The organism is Bradyrhizobium arachidis, from assembly GCF_015291705.1.
In the GTDB taxonomy this organism is placed as follows: Bacteria; Pseudomonadota; Alphaproteobacteria; order Rhizobiales; family Xanthobacteraceae; genus Bradyrhizobium; species Bradyrhizobium arachidis.
Map to the genome: position 1 here is coordinate 5167740 of NZ_CP030050.1, position 16769 is coordinate 5184508.

General features: G+C 65.2%; 18 protein-coding genes. 9 read left to right on the plus strand and 9 right to left on the minus strand.

Annotation, left to right across the window (positions count from 1 at the left end; all coding sequences use genetic code 11):
• The first annotated feature begins 3 nt into the window (after nt 1-3).
• The gene (locus WN72_RS24150) at nt 4-2007 is read left to right on the plus strand and encodes an acetyl/propionyl/methylcrotonyl-CoA carboxylase subunit alpha (protein WP_167380832.1); all 2004 of its coding nucleotides are present in this window, start codon (nt 4-6) and stop codon (nt 2005-2007) included.
• Between the two features lies 1 nt (nt 2008).
• Nucleotides 2009-2920 (plus strand): hydroxymethylglutaryl-CoA lyase, encoded by a 912-nt coding sequence (locus WN72_RS24155; protein ID WP_092216345.1) that lies wholly within the window; start codon nt 2009-2011, stop codon nt 2918-2920.
• A gap of 127 nt (nt 2921-3047) precedes the next feature.
• Here the strand turns inward: WN72_RS24155 and WN72_RS24160 are convergent, their stop codons facing one another.
• The 4 genes from WN72_RS24160 to WN72_RS24175 all read right to left on the minus strand — a co-directional run bounded on the left by WN72_RS24160 (nt 3048) and on the right by WN72_RS24175 (nt 6957).
• Nucleotides 3048-3974, minus strand: a complete 927-nt coding sequence (locus tag WN72_RS24160; RefSeq protein WP_092216346.1) for a dihydrodipicolinate synthase family protein — start codon at nt 3972-3974, stop codon at nt 3048-3050.
• An 86-nt stretch (nt 3975-4060) separates the two neighbouring features.
• Nucleotides 4061-5044 carry a TRAP transporter substrate-binding protein gene (locus tag WN72_RS24165; RefSeq protein ID WP_092216347.1) on the minus strand — a complete coding sequence of 328 codons (984 nt, stop codon included), beginning with the start codon at nt 5042-5044 and terminating at the stop codon, nt 4061-4063.
• Nucleotides 5045-5068: 24 nt separating this feature from the next.
• Entirely contained in the window at nt 5069-6334 is a 1266-nt protein-coding gene (locus tag WN72_RS24170; RefSeq protein WP_092216348.1) for a TRAP transporter large permease, read from the minus strand.
• Entirely contained in the window at nt 6334-6957 is a 624-nt protein-coding gene (locus tag WN72_RS24175) for a TRAP transporter small permease (protein ID WP_430640370.1), read from the minus strand. The genes WN72_RS24170 and WN72_RS24175 overlap by 1 nt, the downstream gene beginning before the upstream one ends.
• A 199-nt stretch (nt 6958-7156) precedes the next feature.
• On the opposite strand from WN72_RS24175, the gene WN72_RS24180 reads away from it, so the two are divergent.
• Nucleotides 7157-7840: a GntR family transcriptional regulator gene (locus tag WN72_RS24180; protein ID WP_092216349.1), complete on the plus strand. Its 684-nt coding sequence runs from the start codon at nt 7157-7159 to the stop codon at nt 7838-7840.
• A gap of 131 nt (nt 7841-7971) precedes the next feature.
• Here WN72_RS24180 and WN72_RS24185 read toward each other — a convergent pair whose 3' ends face one another.
• The 3 genes from WN72_RS24185 to WN72_RS24195 are packed head-to-tail and all read right to left on the minus strand — an operon-like array spanning nt 7972 to nt 10900.
• Nucleotides 7972-9330, minus strand: coding sequence for a TRAP transporter large permease (locus WN72_RS24185; protein ID WP_092216350.1), 1359 nt, complete (start codon nt 9328-9330; stop codon nt 7972-7974).
• Complete coding sequence (locus WN72_RS24190; protein WP_092216351.1) at nt 9327-9881, minus strand: TRAP transporter small permease; 555 nt, start codon at nt 9879-9881, stop codon at nt 9327-9329. Before WN72_RS24190 ends, WN72_RS24185 begins: the two co-directional genes overlap by 4 nt.
• Nucleotides 9878-10900, minus strand: coding sequence for a TRAP transporter substrate-binding protein (locus WN72_RS24195; protein WP_027557980.1), 1023 nt, complete (start codon nt 10898-10900; stop codon nt 9878-9880). The genes WN72_RS24190 and WN72_RS24195 overlap by 4 nt, the downstream gene beginning before the upstream one ends.
• A 347-nt stretch (nt 10901-11247) precedes the next feature.
• Between WN72_RS24195 and WN72_RS24200 the strand changes: the two genes are divergently transcribed.
• Nucleotides 11248-11490, plus strand: a complete 243-nt coding sequence (locus WN72_RS24200) for a pentapeptide MXKDX repeat protein (RefSeq protein ID WP_027557981.1) — start codon at nt 11248-11250, stop codon at nt 11488-11490.
• Nucleotides 11491-11616: 126 nt separating this feature from the next.
• Here the strand turns inward: WN72_RS24200 and WN72_RS24205 are convergent, their stop codons facing one another.
• Nucleotides 11617-11964: a DUF6481 family protein gene (locus WN72_RS24205; RefSeq protein ID WP_027557982.1), complete on the minus strand. Its 348-nt coding sequence runs from the start codon at nt 11962-11964 to the stop codon at nt 11617-11619.
• Nucleotides 11965-12230: 266 nt separating this feature from the next.
• Between WN72_RS24205 and WN72_RS24210 the strand changes: the two genes are divergently transcribed.
• The 3 genes from WN72_RS24210 to WN72_RS24220 all read left to right on the plus strand — a co-directional run bounded on the left by WN72_RS24210 (nt 12231) and on the right by WN72_RS24220 (nt 13716).
• Nucleotides 12231-12467: a hypothetical protein gene (locus tag WN72_RS24210; RefSeq protein ID WP_027557983.1), complete on the plus strand. Its 237-nt coding sequence runs from the start codon at nt 12231-12233 to the stop codon at nt 12465-12467.
• 76 nt (nt 12468-12543) lie between these two features.
• Nucleotides 12544-12762 carry a hypothetical protein gene (locus tag WN72_RS24215; protein WP_167380833.1) on the plus strand — a complete coding sequence of 73 codons (219 nt, stop codon included), beginning with the start codon at nt 12544-12546 and terminating at the stop codon, nt 12760-12762.
• Nucleotides 12763-12936: 174 nt separating this feature from the next.
• A complete protein-coding gene (locus WN72_RS24220; RefSeq protein WP_167380834.1) occupies nt 12937-13716 on the plus strand; it encodes a hypothetical protein in 780 nt (259 codons plus the stop codon).
• 395 nt (nt 13717-14111) lie between these two features.
• Here the strand turns inward: WN72_RS24220 and WN72_RS24225 are convergent, their stop codons facing one another.
• Entirely contained in the window at nt 14112-14273 is a 162-nt protein-coding gene (locus tag WN72_RS24225) for a hypothetical protein (protein ID WP_092216378.1), read from the minus strand.
• Between the two features lie 251 nt (nt 14274-14524).
• Between WN72_RS24225 and WN72_RS24230 the strand changes: the two genes are divergently transcribed.
• Entirely contained in the window at nt 14525-14674 is a 150-nt protein-coding gene (locus tag WN72_RS24230) for a hypothetical protein (RefSeq protein WP_167336505.1), read from the plus strand.
• A 339-nt stretch (nt 14675-15013) separates the two neighbouring features.
• Nucleotides 15014-16687: an autotransporter outer membrane beta-barrel domain-containing protein gene (locus tag WN72_RS24235; protein WP_027557987.1), complete on the plus strand. Its 1674-nt coding sequence runs from the start codon at nt 15014-15016 to the stop codon at nt 16685-16687.
• The last annotated feature ends 82 nt before the right edge of the window (nt 16688-16769 follow it).

Consider the following 16769-nt stretch of genomic DNA (forward strand, 5'->3'; position numbering starts at 1 on the left):
GCGATGGACCGTACAAAACTCTACCGGCGTTTTCGCACCCTCCTGATCGCCAACCGCGGCGAGATCGCCTGCCGCGTCATCCGTACCGCGCGCGCCATGGGCCTGCGCACGGTCGCGGTCTATTCCGAGGCCGACCGCGACGCCATGCATGTCGCGCTCGCGGATGAGGCCGTGCTGCTCGGGCCGGCACGTGCCCGCGACAGCTATCTCAATGTCGAGCGGCTGATCGAGGCCGCGAAGAAGACCGGCGCCGAGGCCGTGCATCCCGGCTACGGCTTCCTGTCGGAGAATGCCGAGTTCGCGCAGGCCTGCTTCGACGCGGGCCTCGTCTTCGTCGGCCCGACCGCCGAGATGATGACGGCGATGGGCTCGAAGTCCGGCTCGAAAGCGCTGATGGAGAAAGCGGGCGTGCCGCTGGTGCCCGGCTATCATGGCGATGCGCAGGATGATGCGACCCTGGCGAAGGCGGCCGAGAAGGTCGGCTTCCCGGTTCTCGTGAAGGCTTCAGCCGGCGGCGGCGGGCGCGGCATGCGCATCGTGCGCTCGGCGGCCGAGCTTGGCCCCGCGATCGTCAGCGCCAAACGCGAGGCCCTGGCCGCGTTCGGCGACGACCGCATGCTGATCGAGAAGTATGTCGACAATCCCCGGCATATCGAGGTGCAGATCATCGGCGACAGCCAGGGCAATCTGCTCTCGCTGTTCGAGCGTGAATGCACGCTGCAGCGCCGGCACCAGAAGGTGATCGAGGAGGCGCCGTCGCCGACGCTCAATGCCGCCCAGCGCGAAACGGTCTGTGCGGCTGCGCGAAAGGCGGCGGCCGCGGTGAACTATGTCGGCGCCGGCACCATCGAGTTCGTCTCCGACGGCAAGGACGTGTTCTTCATCGAGATGAACACGCGCCTCCAGGTCGAGCATCCCGTGACCGAGCTGATCACGGGCATCGACCTTGTCGAGTGGCAGCTGCGTGTCGCTTTCGGCGAAGCGCTGCCGCTCAAGCAGGACGAGATCAAGCTCAACGGCCATGCCGTCGAGGCGCGCGTCTACGCGGAAAATCCGACCAAGAACTTCATGCCCTCGGTCGGGCGGATTTCCACGTGGCGCCTGCCTGACGAGACCGGCGGCCTGCGCATCGATGCCGGCTATCGCGAGGGCGATACGGTCTCGCCGTATTATGACGCCATGCTTGCCAAGATGATCGCGTGGGCGCCGACGCGGGATGTTGCGATCGAGCGGTTGAACCGCGGGCTGGAGGAGTCCGACGTCCGCGGCATCGTCACCAATATCCCGTTCCTGTCGGCACTGATGACGCATCCGAAGGTGCGAACCAATGCGATCGACACCGGCTTCATCGAGCGCGAGCTGGCGGTGCTGACGACCGCAGCGCCGGCGCCGGGCGAACTCGAGCTCTGCGCCGCGATCGCCGCGGTCGTCAACGGGGAGCGGCAGGCTGCGCGGGCCGAGGCGGGGTCTCCTTGGCAGACCTTTGGCTGGCAGCCGGTTGGCCGGCGCCAGCGCAGCTTTGCCTTCCGCGTGGGACATGGTCCGGAGCAGAAGATCGCGCTGAACTATGGCAGCGGGCCGTCGACGCTGGTGATCGGCGAGCGCGAGCTGGCGTTTGCGATCGCGCCGAAGGATGGCGGCTTCGACCTGACGCTGGACGGCGTCAAATCCTCCGTCGCCGCCGTGATCGACGGCCACGAGCTTTACTTGCGCACGCGCAACGGCCGCTTCGATTTGCACTGGGTCGATCCGTTCGGTGGCGAGAGCGAGGAGCATGTCGGTGAGGACAAGATCGCCGCGCCCTTGCCGGGCACGGTCGTTGCCGTGCTGGCCGAAGAGGGAGCAAAACTCGACAAGGGCGCGCCGATCCTGACGCTCGAAGTGATGAAGATGGAGCAGACGCTGCGGGCGCCCTATGCCGGCGTGCTGAAGTCGATCAAATGCAAGGTCGGCGACATCGTGCAGGAGGGCGTCGAGCTTGCCGTGGTCGAACCTTCAGGGGAATGACATGAGCGATCCCGTCCGCATCATCGAAATGGGGCCGCGTGACGGCCTCCAGAACGAGAAGACGCCGGTCAGCGTCGAGGCCCGCATCGCCTTCATCGAGGCGCTGGTTGCGGCCGGCCTCGATACGGTCGAGGTCGGCGCGTTCGTCTCGCCCAAGGCGATCCCGCAGATGGCGAGCTCCGATGCCGTGCTGCGCGGCGTCGCCCACGTCAAGGGCGCCGAATTCCACGTGCTGGTGCCGAACGAGAAGGGCTATGACGCCGCCCGCGCTGCCGGCGCCAAGGTCGTCTCCGTATTCGCGGCAGCGTCCGAAGGCTTTTCGCGCGCCAACATCAACTGCACGGTCGCGGAGTCCATCGAGCGCTTCAAGCCGGTACTGGCGCGCGCCAAGGCCGATGGTGTGCCCGTGCGCGGCTATATCTCCTGCGTGCTCGGCTGTCCGTTCGACGGCGAGATCAAGCCGAAGGCGGTCGCCGATCTCGCCAAGGCGCTGTGGGACCTCGGCTGCTACGAGATCTCGCTCGGCGACACCATCGGCGTTGGCACGCCCGCCAAGGCGAAAGAGATGCTGCGCGCGGTCAGCGCCAACATCCCGCCCGCGAAACTCGCGATGCATTTTCACGACACCTACGGTCAGGCGCTCGCCAATCTCTACGCCGGTCTGGAGGAGGGCGTCCGCGTCATCGACGCCGCCGCCGGCGGCCTCGGCGGCTGTCCCTATGCGCCGGGCGCGACCGGCAATGTCGCGACCGAGGATGTCGTCTACATGCTCGAAGGCATGGGCATCAGGACGGGTGTCGACATGGAGAGGCTGCTCGCGGCCACCAATGAGATGAGCGGCTTGCTGGGCAAGCCGCCGGTCAGCCGCGTGGCGTCCGCGCTGAACGCGAAGAAGAAGCGGGCGGCGTCGTAAGGCCGCTTGCGGCGCGCACAGGTGCCGCAGGGTGGGCAAAAGCGCGCAGCGCCGTGCCCACCATCTTCCTCAATCACTCGCAGATGGTGGGCACGCTGTCGCTTTGCCCACCCTACGAAACCTTCGCCTAAGCCGCCTTCAGCCCGACATCCGGCAGGCGCGGCCGGTTCTTGAGCGCCCTGACCATCATGGCCTCGACCTCGGCCTTCTCTTGCGGCAGCAGTGCCAGGCGCGGCGGGCGGGTCAGGGCGGTGCCGCGGCCCATGATGTGCTCGCACAGCTTGATGCACTGGACGAGGTCGGGGCGGGCATCGAGGTGCAAGAGTGGCATGAACCATTCGTAGAGCGGCATGGCCTCGGCCAAGCGGCCGGCCCTGGCGAGGCGGAACAGCGTCTCGCCCTCGCGCGGGAAGGCGTTCGACATGCCGGAGACCCAGCCGACGGCGCCCATGGCGACGCTCTCGACGATGACGTCGTCGAGGCCTGCGAACAGCACGAAGCGGTCGCCGACCATGTTCCTGGTGTCGATGAAACGGCGCGTGTCACCCGAGGAATCCTTGAAGCAGACCACGGTCTCGACGTCGGCAAGCGAGGCCAGGATATCGGGGGTGACGTCGTTCTTGTAGATCGGCGGGTTGTTGTAGAGCATCACCGGCAGGTCGGTGGCGCTGGCGACGGCCCGGAAATGCGCGGCGGTCTCATGCGGCTTGGACGAGTAGACCAGCGCCGGCATCACCATCACGCCGTCGATGCCGACACGCGCGGCTTCCTTGGCGGTCTCGACCGCGAACGCCGTGGTGAATTCGGCGATGCCGCACAGCACGGGCACGCGGCCGGCGGCGACGGACTTCGCCGTCTCCATGATCGCAACCTTCTCCTTGCGCTCCAGCGAGGTATTCTCGCCGACCGAGCCGCAGACGATCAGGCCGGAGACGCCGTCGCGGATCAGTCCGTCCATCACCTTGGCGGTCGCATCGATATCGAGCGAGAGATCGTCGTGGAATTGCGTGGTGACGGCCGGGAAGACGCCTTCCCAGGAAACGCGGCGGCTCATGAGTTCACTCCAAGTGAGTTCTGACAGGTGTATTGCCGGCGGAGGGCTGGGGCCGCCGGCTGTGGCGAAAAGGATGGCGGATGGGATCAGAGCGTGGCGCCGACCTTGCGCAGCTCGGCGAGAACGGGTGCCTTGGGCAGCCAGATCTTGTCGAACTCGGCGATGACAGCCTCGGTGTCGCCGGCCGGGACTTGGCGGATCGGGATCGGCGCGTTCTTGAAGTTCTCGATCAGCGCCGGCTCGTTGCCGGCGAGCTCATCGATCTGCGCATCCAGCGTCGTCTTGATCGTCTTGGCGATCAGCTCGCGGTCGGCGGCGGAGAGCGTCTGCCAGACCCGGCCGGAGACCACCGCCGCCATCGGCATGAAGACGGCATTCATCTGCAGGATCACCTTCGACACCTTGTCGAAGCGCTGGTTCCAGGAGAATTCGAGGTCGGCCTCGAGGCCGTCGACCTGGCCGTTGGCCATGGCGTCGAACACCTGCGGGGTGGGGATCGGCGTCGGGGCTGCGCCGAGCGAGGAATAGAAGTCGCGGTAGACCGGGGTCGGGTTGATGCGCAGCTTCATGCCCTTGATATCGGCGAGCGAATTGAGGTCCTTGGACGAGAACACCGCGCGCATGCCGGTGATGCCCCAGCCGAGGCCGATCGTGCCGGTCTCCTGCGGCAACACCTCGAACAGTTTGACGGCCGCCGGATGCCGCACGAATTTCGCCACCGCCGGCGTCGAGCGGACGATGTAGGGCGCGTTGATCGCGGCGATGTGCGGCACGCGCGAGCCGAGCTCGGCGGCCTGGATGAAGCCCATGTCGAGCGCGCCGGACTGCAATTGCTGCATCATCGCCGGCTCGTTGCCGAGCTGGCCGGAGTGGAACACGGTCACGGTCAGGCGGCCATTGGTGGCGGCCTTCAGCTCGTCGCCGAACTTGAGCGCGGCTTTGTTCCAGGAATGGCCGTTGGGCGTGATCAGGCCGAGGCGGAATTCCTTGGCCTGGGCGAGCGCCAGCGAGGGCGCGAACACCGATGCGGCGGCACTGGCGGCGAGAAAGCGGCGGCGTGAAAGCGGCATGGTCGGGCTTCCTATTGTACGGGCCTATTTGACGAGGATCAGCGAGAGCGAGGGGTAGAGCGAGAGCAGCACGAGGAGGACGCAGGAGATGACGAAGAACGGCAGCGTCACCATGAACATCTTGCCGGGCTTGGCGCCGGTGACGGCGGCCGCGACGAAGAAGCAGAGCCCGACCGGCGGCGACAAAAGGCCCAGCACGAGGTTGATCACGACCACCACACCGAAATGCCGGGGATCGATGTGGTAGACGTCGGTTGCGACCGGCAGCAGGATCGGCACCGTCATGATCAGGCCGGGAATGCCGTCGATGACAGTGCCGATGATCAGCAGGATGACGTTGCAGATCAGCATGAAGCTGATCGGGTCCTTGGCGGCGGATTGGATCCAACCAGCGGTTTCCTGCGGCACCTTGCCGAAGATCAGGACCCAGGAGAACACGGCAGCGGCGGCGACCAGGAACAGCACGATCGCCGAATAGATGCCACTGCGCAGCATCATCTGCGGCAGCTGCGAGAACTCGAATTCCTTGGTCCAGTACTTGCCGACGAGCGCCGCGGCGACGGCGCCGACGGCGGCGGATTCCGTAGCGTTGGCAAGACCGGTCAAAATCGTGCCGACGATGACGATCGGGATCAGCAGTGTTGGCGAGGTCCGCAGGATCGTCATCAGGCGCTGGCGCGGCGTCTGATAGTCGGCGCGGGGATAGTTGTACATGTAGCCCATCAGCGCGATGACGAGGCAGAACATCACGGTGAGGATGACGCCCGGCACGATGCCGGCGATCAGCATGTCGCTGACGGAGACCTGCGCCAGCACGCTGTAGACGACGAACATCACCGAGGGCGGAATGATCGGGCCGAGCATGCCGCCATAGGCGGTGAGGCCCGCTGCAAATGTCTTGTCGTAGCCCTTCTTCTCCATCTCCGGCACCATGATCTGGGCCATGATCGCCACCTGCGCGGTCGCCGATCCCAGGATGGAGGAGATGAACATGTTGGCGAGGATGTTGACGTAGGCGAGCCCGCCCTTGAGCGAGCCGACGAATGCCATCGCCATGTCGACGATGCGCCGCGTGATGCCGCCGCCGTTCATGATCTCGCCGATCAGGATGAAGAGCGGGATGGCGATCAGGCCGTAGCTGTCGACGCCGCCGAACAGCTGGAGCGGATAGGACTGAAACAGCACGGGATTGCCTGACGCCGCGATATAGACGAGGCCGGCAAGGCACAGGCAGAGCCCGATCGGCACGCCGACCAGCATGATCGCGACAAAGGCGGCGGAAGTGACCATCAGTTGACCCCGTCGAGCTCGGAGAGCTGGAAGCCTTTCGGCGGCGTGCGCGGCACCAGCTCGAGATCTTCCAGAAGGTTGGCGAGGCCGTGCACGGTCATCGAGACCGCGAGGATCGGCAGCGTCAGATAGAGCACCCAGGTCGGCCAGTTCAGCGTCTGGGTGTGCTCGGTGTAGAGGAAGTTGAAGGTTTCGGCCGCGAGCTTGCGCCCGTCGAATCCAGCGCGCGCGAGCCCGACCGGGTCCATCCAGAGCACGCAGGTGATGCTCAAGGCGATGCCGAACACGACGACGAGGCCGGTCGAGATCACCTTGGCGATCTTCTGGTGCTGCGGCGAAAGCCGCTCCGTCAGCATCGTCACCGCGAAGTCGAGCCGCAGCCGCGTCATCGCGGAGGCCCCGACGAAGGTCAGCCAGACTACGCAATAAACAGCGGATTCATCGATCCAGTAAATCGGGAACCGCGCGTAGCGGGTGATGACGTTCACCAGGATCAGACCGGTGAGCAGGTACATCAGCCCCATCAGCGCCAGACGCTCGAAGGCGAGCAGGGCGCTCGACATCCGGACGATCGTACGTCGGACGCTGAGCGCGCGCGTGGCCGGCATCGTCTGCTCGATCATGAAGAGGCCCCAACCCCCGAAGATTTGTCGTGCGATTGCCGAATGTATAATTTATACATTTTGACTGTCAAACGGAGATTGCGGTCATTTCCGCGGCAGGGCGCGCTTTTGCTGGGCAGCTGGCTTTTGCCGGGCACCTCAACATGCAAGACAGGGACCGCTTCGGCCGAGCGAGTCGGGAAGGACAACAGACGATCAGATGAAACAGCCTCTGAAGCATCGCACCCTGTCGGCTGCGATCGTCGACCAGCTCAGGCAGGCGATCCTCGACGGCACCTATCCGGCCGGATCGCAGCTGCGGCAGGATGCGCTTGGCGAGGCCTATGGCGTCAGCCGCATCCCCGTGCGCGAGGCGCTGTTCCAGCTCGAGGCGGAAGGGCTGGTGCGCATCGTGCCGCAGAAGGGCGCGATCGTCTCGGAGCTGTCACTGGACGAGATCAACGACGTGTTCGATCTGCGCTGCATCCTGGAGCCGCGGTTGCTGGCGCAGTCGGCGCCGCGTTTCAGCGCGGAGGATTTCGAGGGCCTCGACGACATCCACAAGCAGTTCGAGAAGGCGATCAAGGCGCGCAATGTCAGCGAATGGGGTCAGCTCAACGCCGATTTCCACATGGCGCTCTACGTTCACGCTCCGCAGCCGCGCACCCGCGCGATCGTGCTGTCGCTGCTCCAGACCAGCGACCGCTACACGCGGCTGCAACTCTCCAACACCAAGGCAATGGGCACGGCAGAAAAGGAGCACGCTCATCTGATCGCGCTGTGCCGCGCGCAGAAGGTCGAGGAGGCGTGCCGCTTCCTGGAGCGGCACATCGAGGCCGTGCGCAAGGATCTGTTGCAGGTGGTGGCGCACGCACCGAAGTCGCGGCGGAAGGAAAAATCGTAGGGTGGGTCAGCCTTGCGGCTGTGCGGAGCGCATAACTCGTAGGGTGGGCAAAGCGCAGCGTGCCCACCATTCAGAAGTGGTGGGCACGGCGCTACGCGCCTTTGCCCACCCTACGGCAGTCGTGAGTGCCGCTACCTGCTCCCGTCCGGCCCCATCACGAGATCCGGCAGCCAGGTCGAGATCTCCGGCACGAAGCACAGCAGCAGCACCGCGAGCATCATCAAGAGCACGAAGGGCAGGGTGCCCCAGATCACCTCGCTCAAGGGGATGTCGGGCGCGACGTTGCGGATGACGAAGATGTTGAGCCCGACCGGCGGATGGATCAGCCCCATCTCCATCACGATGGTCATGACGACGCCGAACCAGATGATGTCGAAGTTCGCAGCGCGGAGCGGCGGCAGGATGATCGGCGCTGTCATCAGGATGATCGAGACCGGCGGCAGGAAGAAGCCGAGCACGACGACCATGACGAGGATCGCGAACAGCAGCTCCCAGCGCGGCAGGTGCATCGCGACGATGGATTCGGCGACCGATTGCGAGATGTGCAGATAGCTCATCACGTAGGAATAGAGCAGCGACATGCCGATGATCATCATCAGCATGGTCGATTCCCGGATCGTCGATCTCATGATCGGGGCGAGGTCGCCCGGCCGCCAGACGCTGTAGATCGCCGCGATCAGCGCCAGTGCCAGCAGGCCGCCGAGGCCTGCCGTCTCCGACGGCGTGGCGAAGCCGCCATAGAGCGCGATCATGACGCCGGTCAGCAGCAGCACGAACGGGATCACGCGCGGCAGCACGCTGAAGCGTTCGGCGAGCGTGTACTCGTCGCGCTGCAGGATCGGAGCTTCCGGGCCGCCTTTCTCGTAGATCGCCGCGGCGGCGGCATATTCCTGACGGAAACGGATCACGGCGTAGGCGCCGAACAGGGAGACCAGCAGCAGACCCGGACCGATGCCGGCGAGGAACAGCCGCCCGAGCGACTTCTCGGCCGCGACCGCGAACAGGATCATGGTGATCGACGGCGGCAGCAGGATGCCGAGCGTGCCGCCGGCGGCGATGATGCCGGCGGCAAAACCGCCGGAATAGCCGCGCTTGCGCATCTCCGGGATGCCGGCCGAACCGATCGCCGAGCAGGTCGCTGGGCTCGAGCCCGCCATTGCCGCGAACAGGGCGCAGGCGAACACGTTGGCGACACCGAGGCCGCCGGGCACGCGGTGCAGCCAGGCATGCAGCGCCGAATAGAGGTCCTGGCCCGCGCGCGACTTGCCGATCGCCGCGCCCTTCAGGATGAACAGCGGGATCGACAAGAGCGTGATCGAGGCCATTTCCTCGTAGACGTTCTGCGTCACCGTATCGAGCGAGGCGGCGGGCATGTAGATGCCCATGAACACGACCGCGACCGCGCCGAGGGCGAACGCGATGGGCATGCCTGAAAACATCACGAGCAGCGTTGCTATCCCGTAGGCAACACCGATACCGAAAACGCTCATGAACGCCTCGCTCCCGCGAAAGGCAGCGCAAGCTGCACGAGGATCTGGACGCAGAGCAGGCTCATGCCGAGCGCCATCAACGAATAGGGAATGGCGAGCGGCGGCGACCACATCGAGTTCGAGACCTGGCCGTCGACATAGGCTTCATGCGCCAGCGTCCAGGATTTCCAGGTGAAGAAGGCGCAGAACAGGAACGTCGCGGCATCGACCAGCCAAAGACGGATCCTGTTGGCGAGCGGCGACAGCAGGCCGACAAAGGCCTCGATGCCGATATGGCCGCGGTTCTGCTGCACATAGGCTGCCGTCATGAAGGTCGCGCCGACCAGCAGGAAGACTGCGGCCTCGTCCTGCCAGTAATTGGCGGCCTTGAACAGCGCGCGGCTGAGCACGCTGTAGCTCAGGATGGCGCAGGCGGCGACCAGCGCGATCGCGGCGAGCACGACGATGATGCTGTTGAGGATGGCGAGACCGCGATCAATCGCCGCCGCAGGGCCAGTCCCTGCGGCAGGGGTCGCCTGGTCATCACGATCCGGAAGCGGACCGTGGCTCATGCCGAGACGTCGGAGGCGAGCTTCAAGAGTTTCGCCGCCGTCGCGGTCTTGGCGCCGTAATCCTTCCACGCGGTGTCGCGGGCGATGTCGCGCCACTTGCCGACGGTCGCGGCGTCGAGCGCCGAGACCTTGGCGCCAGCCTTCTCGTAGACCTTGGCGACCTCGACGTCATCGTCCTGCGCGCCCTTGCGGCCGAAGGTTTCGAGCTCGGAGCCGACCGCGAGCAGGACGTCCTGATGGTTCTTCGGCAGCTTGTCGAAGATCGCCTTCGACATCATCAGCGGCTCGAGCATGAACCAGTAAGAGGCGCCCGCGCCCGAGGTCAGCGACTTCGCGACTTCCTCGAGACGGAACGAGATCAGGCTGGTCGAGGAGGTGATGCCGGCATCGCAGGCGCCGGTCTGCATCGCCGCGTAGATTTCGTTGGAGGGCACCGACAGCACCGAAGCGCCCGCGGTCTGGAGCACCATGTCCATCTCGCGCGAGCCGCCGCGCACCTTCATGCCCTTGGCGTCTTCAGGGGCGACGATCGGCTTGGAGCGGCTGGCGACGCCGCCGGCCTGCCAGACCCAGGTGAGCAGGATGATGCCCTTGTCGGCAAGAAAATCGGTCAGCGCCTTGCCGACCGGCTCCTTCTTCCAGCGCATGCCCTGGTCGTAGGTGGTCACAAGGCCCGGCATCAGGCCGATATTGGTCTCCGGCAGCTCGCCGCCGGCATAGGGCATCGGATAGAGGCTGATGTCGAGCGCGCCCTTGCGCATCGCGGAGAACTGCGCGTTGGTCTTGATCAGCGAGGAGTTCGGATAGATCTCGGCGGCGATGTCGCCCTTGCTGCGCTTGCTGACCTCGGCGGCGAACATGCGGCAGAGCCGGTCGCGGAAATCGCCCTTGTCGACGGTGCCGCCCGGGAATTGGTGCGAGATCTTCAGCGTGGTCGCGGCATGCGCGGTGCCGGTGCCGAAGCGGAGAATGGCGGGTGCTGCGACGGCAGTCGCGAGCAGGTGACGACGCGTGAACATAGATTTATCCCCTTGGACGGTTCTTGACGTGATCGGGTCTTAAGAGGCCCGGCTTCAGGCCCATCCTAGCCGGTCTTGTACCCGATATTCTCTAATCTGATAGTTCGAGACCGAATGCGGCGGCAAGTCGCGGGGGGCATTGCTGCGCCGCACACTCACCCTTCGGTCGCGGGCGGCACTAGCGGGGGTCACGCAGGCAAAATTGTGTCAAACCGGTGGTCCCGCGGTCAGGTTTCGCATTGGCGAAAAAAAATTCCGCCGCACGTAACAGGTGCGGCCCGTCATCCGTCGAGCATGAGGTAGCGGCATCCGTCGCTGGCCAACATCACCTCGAAGGAAGATGACCCATGACCATTCGCACCCGCATCGCGCTCGGCATCTCGGCTGCCGCTCTCTCGCTCGGCCTTGCGCTGTCGCCGGCCGCCTTTGCCCAGGACAAAATGGGCAAGGACGACGGCATGATGAAGAAGGACACGATGTCCAAGGACGGCATGAAGAAGGATACCATGTCCAAGGACGACGGCATGAAGAAGGACCACATGTCCAAGGACGGGATGAAGAAAGACGACGGGATGATGAAGAAGAACTGATCGTCCGCCGCCGTCGCGGGCGCATGCAAACGGCAGGCGCGCGCTTCGGAAAATCTGGGGGCGGTCATTTGGACCGCCCCGAAATCACGTCGCAGCCCAACTTCAATTGGACGTGACTTTTGAACGTTACTTGCGCTTGGCCTTGCGGGCGGCGTAGCGGGCGTCGCGCTTGGCCTTCTGCTCGGCCTCGAGCGCAGCCTGCCGCGCGACCGCCTCTTCGGCCTCGCGGGCGATCCGCGCGGCTTCAGCGGCCTTGGCTTCTTCCTCGACGCGCTTCTGCTCGGCCTTTTCCGCCTCGCGCGCAGCCTTGGCCTCGGCACGCTTGGCCGAGAGCGCTTCGCGCTCGGCGCGACGCGCGGCCACCGCCGGATCGTCGGGGCCCGGCTGCGACTTGAATTTGTTCAAAAGATTTTTGCGGGCGTCCTGCGCCGCCTTTTGCCGGTCCGCGAAGCCGGGTTCCCTGAATCCACTCATCGACGAGCCTTGTCTTCCTCGCTTTCAATCCTACATCACTGCTGTTGGTACGTCGGCTGGGCATAGCAGGCGCCACGCGACGCAGAAGCGTGTACATCGGCGCGCGTCGCGAAGCCACCCATAATCGCAGCCGATCAGGTCAACGAAAAATCGCCAGCCCCGACGATCTCTCGTAACCCGGAAAAACTGCCGAATTGTGATGTCCCTCATAGCGGGCACCCGACGCCGCGCCTAGCGTGCGCCCCAATACGAGACGGAGCACGGGCATGACCATCTTCCGGCTGACCCTCAAGGCGCTTGCGCTCGCCTTCGTGGTGGCGGCGCTGGCGGGCGGGGCGTTGCTGTTCGCCCGTCCGCAGCCGATCGAGAACGCCGTCCTGGGCGCCGGCTGGGAGTGCAGCCAGACGGCCTTCGTGCTTACGACCTGTGCGCCCCGCGCGCACCAGGCGATCCCGGCTGTCGAGACCTCACGCAAGGACGCGATCCGCCAGACCCGCGGTTGAACAGCAAGGGCATGCCGGGATGTGACGCCACGCCGCAGAGGTGATAAAGCCGGCTCGCCCGTGCAATCAGGTCACCATGTCCGAGTCCAAGCCCGAACCGGGCGAGAAGCCCAGAACCCCGCCACGCTCCCCATCCGGTGACAATCGCCGCGGCGCCATCGCCGGCCTGATCATCGCGCTTCTGATCCTCGGCATCGGCTGGTGGCTCGCCCGCGATCTGACCTCGGCCAGCAAGATGCAGGATTGCCTGATGTCGGGGCGAACCAATTGCAATGTGATCGAGCCGGCTCGCTAGAAGCGGTCCAAGCACGACCGCAGGGCCGAAAAATTGCCGTGATCTTAAACATTTGTAACGGGACTTAGCCGACAAAGCAGATCAGTTATGTCGGCCGGCATCAGCCCGGCGCGAGCCGAATCGTCTATCGCGCCAGGGACCACGGCAATCGAGAGAGTAGGGGGTCTAGCACGCATGAGTGCGTCCAGCCGCATGAAGATCATCATTCCCGTGGTTTCGGCCATGTCCCTTGTCGCGCTTTCGGCGCAGGCTCAGGACGCGTTGCCGCCGAGGCCGCAAGCCCAGCCGCAGGCGGCGCCCGGCGCAGGTGCGCCACCCCCGAACAACCAGACCATGCGCAAGGGGCCGCCGCCGCAGCAGGCCGCGCGTCCCCCGGGACAGCCTGGCGGCCCGCCTCACGCGGGCGGTCCAGGCCCGGGCCCGCACAATGCCGGCGGTCCGCCGCCCGGCCGCAATTATGCCCGCGGGCCCGCACCGGCGCGCGACTGGGGCGGACACGCCTATCGCGGCAATCTCGCCTGGGACGGCGGGCGCTGGCGCCACGAGGTCCACAACGGCCGCTCCGGCTGGTGGTGGGACGTCGGCGGCGTCTGGTATTATTATCCGCAGCGGATGGCCGGCCCGCCCGCCTACATCTCCGAGGAGTATTACGACGACGTGCCGGTGGCCTATGCCCCGCCGCCGGTCGCCTATGAACCGCCACCTCCGCCTCCGCCGCCGGCCGATCCCGGCGCAAGCGCGCTCGGCGGCGCCATCGTCGGCGGCGTGCTGGGCGGCCTGATCTCCGGCAATGCCTCGGGTGCGGCCGCAGGCGCCGTGATCGGCGGTGCCACCGGCGCCATCGCCGGCGCCACGGCGGCCTCGCGCCCGGGCTATTATCTCGCCCAGGGCAATTGCTACTACCGCTATCCGAACGGCCAGTACGTGCAGGCAGATCCCCGCGCCTGCTACTGACGATCCAGACGAGCTTTGAAGCGAGGAGGCGGGCTTAGGCCCGCCTCTTTTGTTTTGGGGATTAGCTAGCTGCGCCTGTCGCCGCCGGTTCGGCGGCGCACAACAACTGCCTCCAATTATCACTGGCGCATGTCGGCGCTTCGCGCATTCTCAAAAGAAAAAAGTCGGGACGTGATTCGCGGGGGAGTGTGGATATGCTGGATGCAATCCAGGTCAGCCTGGCGCTGTGGGCCATGATCGTGTGCGGCGGGATCAAGCTGGCGCAGTTCGCGCATTGGCTGTTCTAGAGCTTGATCCGGAAAAGTGTGCAGCGGTTTTCCGAAAAGATCATGCTCAAACAACAACCTAAAGTGCGATGATCTCGTCGCGCTTTAGAGCCGTCATCGCGCGCGGGATCAAGACACCAGCCAGCTGAAGAACGCGATGGCGGCCCAGACCAGGCCGCAGATCCAGGCCAGCATGACGATGCCGATGGTCCCGAGATAGGCGATGCCGAGCAGGTCGGGGCGTTGCCGCGGCGCCGGGACGTCAGCTTCGGATGCTGTTTCTTGTGTCATGATGGGAAACACACCCATGCCCTCGTTACGCTTCTGGAAGCGTCGAAGCGCTGTTTAGCGGAGATGCCGGATGGTGGCTGTGACGCAATTCACAGATCAGTCCGAATGATGCCTGGCCTCACGGCTTCGTCATCGGCCTGAGAGTCGGAGCAACCGCGGCGGAGCAGTCCGAGCGACGCCAGCGTCAACCCGCAATGATACGGACGAAATTGCCATCCGCATGTCCAGATCGGTCGGTTAGGGTGGAGCGCATGTGTACCAAGTACGATCCACAGCACGAAGCCGAGGCCGCGATGAAGCAGGCTGCCGCCTCCGAAGGCGACGACCGGCAGCGCCTGATCCAGCTCGCTTTGGCGTGGCACCAGCTCGCCCGCGAGCGGCGCGAAGAAGAGACGGATTGATTCCGTTACGCGGGTCGATCGACGCCGCCGGAGACAAGCGCGATTGAGCTGGACGGCGCCGTCCTTGCAGCAGGTATTCCCGCGCGGCTGTGCACGACAGATATTGTCGGCACGCGACGCAGCATCGCTGCAATTCAATGGGACGAAAAACCCAATCATCTCAACGTCGCGATGTGTCCCTCTATCCAATTATGTTGTTTTTGGGTCACGCTAGATTGCTAATCGTTGCTGAGAACCCGAACAGCAATTGCCCGTCCTCCTGCGTTCGACGTATTGCTTGGCGGCACGATATTGACGGCTATTCATTCGTTTTTTCTGGATTTGATTTGGGGGTGGGCAATGAAGTCCTTGGTGACTCGCAAGGCGCTGTGGCTCGGCAGCGCGGCCTTTCTTGCTCTCGGCACGTCTGCACAGGCGCAAAACATCGACACCATGCCGCAATGGAACGGCACCTCGTTCATCTCGAGCTGGGGCGTGCCTAACACGGCGACCTACGGACAGACCTTCACGCCGACGAGTGGCCAGACCCGCCTGTCGGGCTTCAACTTCCAGCTGTCGCTGCCGTTCGGTACCGCGCCGCAGTACCAGGCCTTCGTTTACGCGTTCGATCCGACCACCCAGCACATCACTGGCTCGGCGCTCTTCAGCTCCGGTATCATGACCGCGCCGAGCGGCTCCGCGTATCAGACCGTGTCGATCAACACAGGCGGCGTCTCGCTCACGCCCGGACAACAATACGTTCTGTTCCTGACCACGTCGACGATCACGGGGCAGCCGAACTCTGCCTACCGGTGGGGTGCGCTGACCAACAACACGGCGATTCCCAACGGCCAGTTCGTGTATCAGAACAACGGCACGAATTTCGGGATGTTGAGCGCCACGTCGTGGAGCTCCATCGGCGAAGATCTGGCGATGCAGGCCTTCCTGTCCGGTGGCAACACCGGTGAGAACCTGGCCCAGGCGCAGTCCGGCGCATTCCAGCTCGGCAGCTCCTACCTCTCGCTGCTGACCGATCCGTTCGCGACCAACAAGGTCTCGACGACGGGCACGCTGAGCTATGCCGGCGAAAAGCCGGTGCCGGCTGCCGTGCGCTCGGCCTTCGGTGCCTATTTGAAGGCACCGCCGCCCGTGGTTGCCTATGCCCCGCACTGGGACGTCTGGGGCGCGGCCTTTGGCGGCGCTAACAACACCAGCGGCAATGTCGCGGCTGGCACGTCCGATCTCTATACCCGCGTCGGCGGCGTCGCCGCTGGCGCTGACTATCGCTTCACCGCGGACTCGCTGATCGGCTTCTCGCTTGCCGGCGGCAACATCAACTGGTCGGTGACGCCGACGGTTGCCGGCGCCGGCAACGGCGGTGGCACCAGCGACACGTTCATGGCCGGTGTCTACGGCAAGTACGGTTTCGGGCCGGGCTACATCGCTGCAGCCGGCACCTACACCAACTACTGGATGGGTACGAGCCGGTCCACCACGCCGGGCATCGACCTCTACAAGGCCGATTTCGAGGCCCAGGGTTGGGGCGGACGTATCGAGGGCGGCTACAAGGTCGGCCAGTACTGGAGCGTGAACTGGACGCCCTATGGCGCCATCCAGGGGCAGTGGTTCCGTACGCCGGGCTATACCGAGGCGACGGCGCTGGGCGCCGCTGCAGGCGCACTCACCGTGGTCGGCCGCACGGCCACCGCCTATCGCGGCGAGGTGGGCCTGCGCACCGACAAGATCATGCCGGTGGACAATGGCGGCCAGCTTAACCTGTTCGGCAAGTTCGCCTACGCCCATGACGAGATCAGCAATCCCTCGGCGACGCTCAGCTTCGCCGCGCTCGGCGGCATCGGCGCTGCGCCGTTCACCGTGTTCGGCACGACGCCGGCGCGCGATCTGGCGCTTACCACGGCCGGCGCCGAATGGCGCACGGCGAGCGGCGTCTCGTTCCTGGTGAAGTTCGACGGCGAATTCAGCGACCGGTCGCAGACCTACGCCGGCACGGGCCGCATTCGTTACACCTGGTAAGCGGGGGCGCTCGCTAGGGGCTGAAGGCGCGAGGCCGAGCATTGCTCGCCTCGCGCTTTTGCTTTGTGGGTTTGCATGAGAA

Excerpts from the sequence above, each read along its gene's own strand:
- WN72_RS24150 (WP_167380832.1), top strand. The coding sequence starts at position 4 with ATGGACCGTACAAAACTCTACCGGCGTTTTCGCACCCTCCTGATCGCC.
- WN72_RS24155 (WP_092216345.1), top strand. The coding sequence starts at position 2,009 with ATGAGCGATCCCGTCCGCATCATCGAAATGGGGCCGCGTGACGGCCTC.
- WN72_RS24160 (WP_092216346.1), bottom strand. The coding sequence starts at position 3,974 with ATGAGCCGCCGCGTTTCCTGGGAAGGCGTCTTCCCGGCCGTCACCACG.
- WN72_RS24165 (WP_092216347.1), bottom strand. The coding sequence starts at position 5,044 with ATGCCGCTTTCACGCCGCCGCTTTCTCGCCGCCAGTGCCGCCGCATCG.
- WN72_RS24170 (WP_092216348.1), bottom strand. The coding sequence starts at position 6,334 with ATGGTCACTTCCGCCGCCTTTGTCGCGATCATGCTGGTCGGCGTGCCG.
- WN72_RS24175 (WP_430640370.1), bottom strand. The coding sequence starts at position 6,957 with ATGATCGAGCAGACGATGCCGGCCACGCGCGCGCTCAGCGTCCGACGT.
- WN72_RS24180 (WP_092216349.1), top strand. The coding sequence starts at position 7,157 with ATGAAACAGCCTCTGAAGCATCGCACCCTGTCGGCTGCGATCGTCGAC.
- WN72_RS24185 (WP_092216350.1), bottom strand. The coding sequence starts at position 9,330 with ATGAGCGTTTTCGGTATCGGTGTTGCCTACGGGATAGCAACGCTGCTC.
- WN72_RS24190 (WP_092216351.1), bottom strand. The coding sequence starts at position 9,881 with ATGAGCCACGGTCCGCTTCCGGATCGTGATGACCAGGCGACCCCTGCC.
- WN72_RS24195 (WP_027557980.1), bottom strand. The coding sequence starts at position 10,900 with ATGTTCACGCGTCGTCACCTGCTCGCGACTGCCGTCGCAGCACCCGCC.
- WN72_RS24200 (WP_027557981.1), top strand. The coding sequence starts at position 11,248 with ATGACCATTCGCACCCGCATCGCGCTCGGCATCTCGGCTGCCGCTCTC.
- WN72_RS24205 (WP_027557982.1), bottom strand. The coding sequence starts at position 11,964 with ATGAGTGGATTCAGGGAACCCGGCTTCGCGGACCGGCAAAAGGCGGCG.
- WN72_RS24210 (WP_027557983.1), top strand. The coding sequence starts at position 12,231 with ATGACCATCTTCCGGCTGACCCTCAAGGCGCTTGCGCTCGCCTTCGTG.
- WN72_RS24215 (WP_167380833.1), top strand. The coding sequence starts at position 12,544 with ATGTCCGAGTCCAAGCCCGAACCGGGCGAGAAGCCCAGAACCCCGCCA.
- WN72_RS24220 (WP_167380834.1), top strand. The coding sequence starts at position 12,937 with ATGAGTGCGTCCAGCCGCATGAAGATCATCATTCCCGTGGTTTCGGCC.
- WN72_RS24225 (WP_092216378.1), bottom strand. The coding sequence starts at position 14,273 with ATGACACAAGAAACAGCATCCGAAGCTGACGTCCCGGCGCCGCGGCAA.
- WN72_RS24230 (WP_167336505.1), top strand. The coding sequence starts at position 14,525 with ATGTGTACCAAGTACGATCCACAGCACGAAGCCGAGGCCGCGATGAAG.
- WN72_RS24235 (WP_027557987.1), top strand. The coding sequence starts at position 15,014 with ATGAAGTCCTTGGTGACTCGCAAGGCGCTGTGGCTCGGCAGCGCGGCC.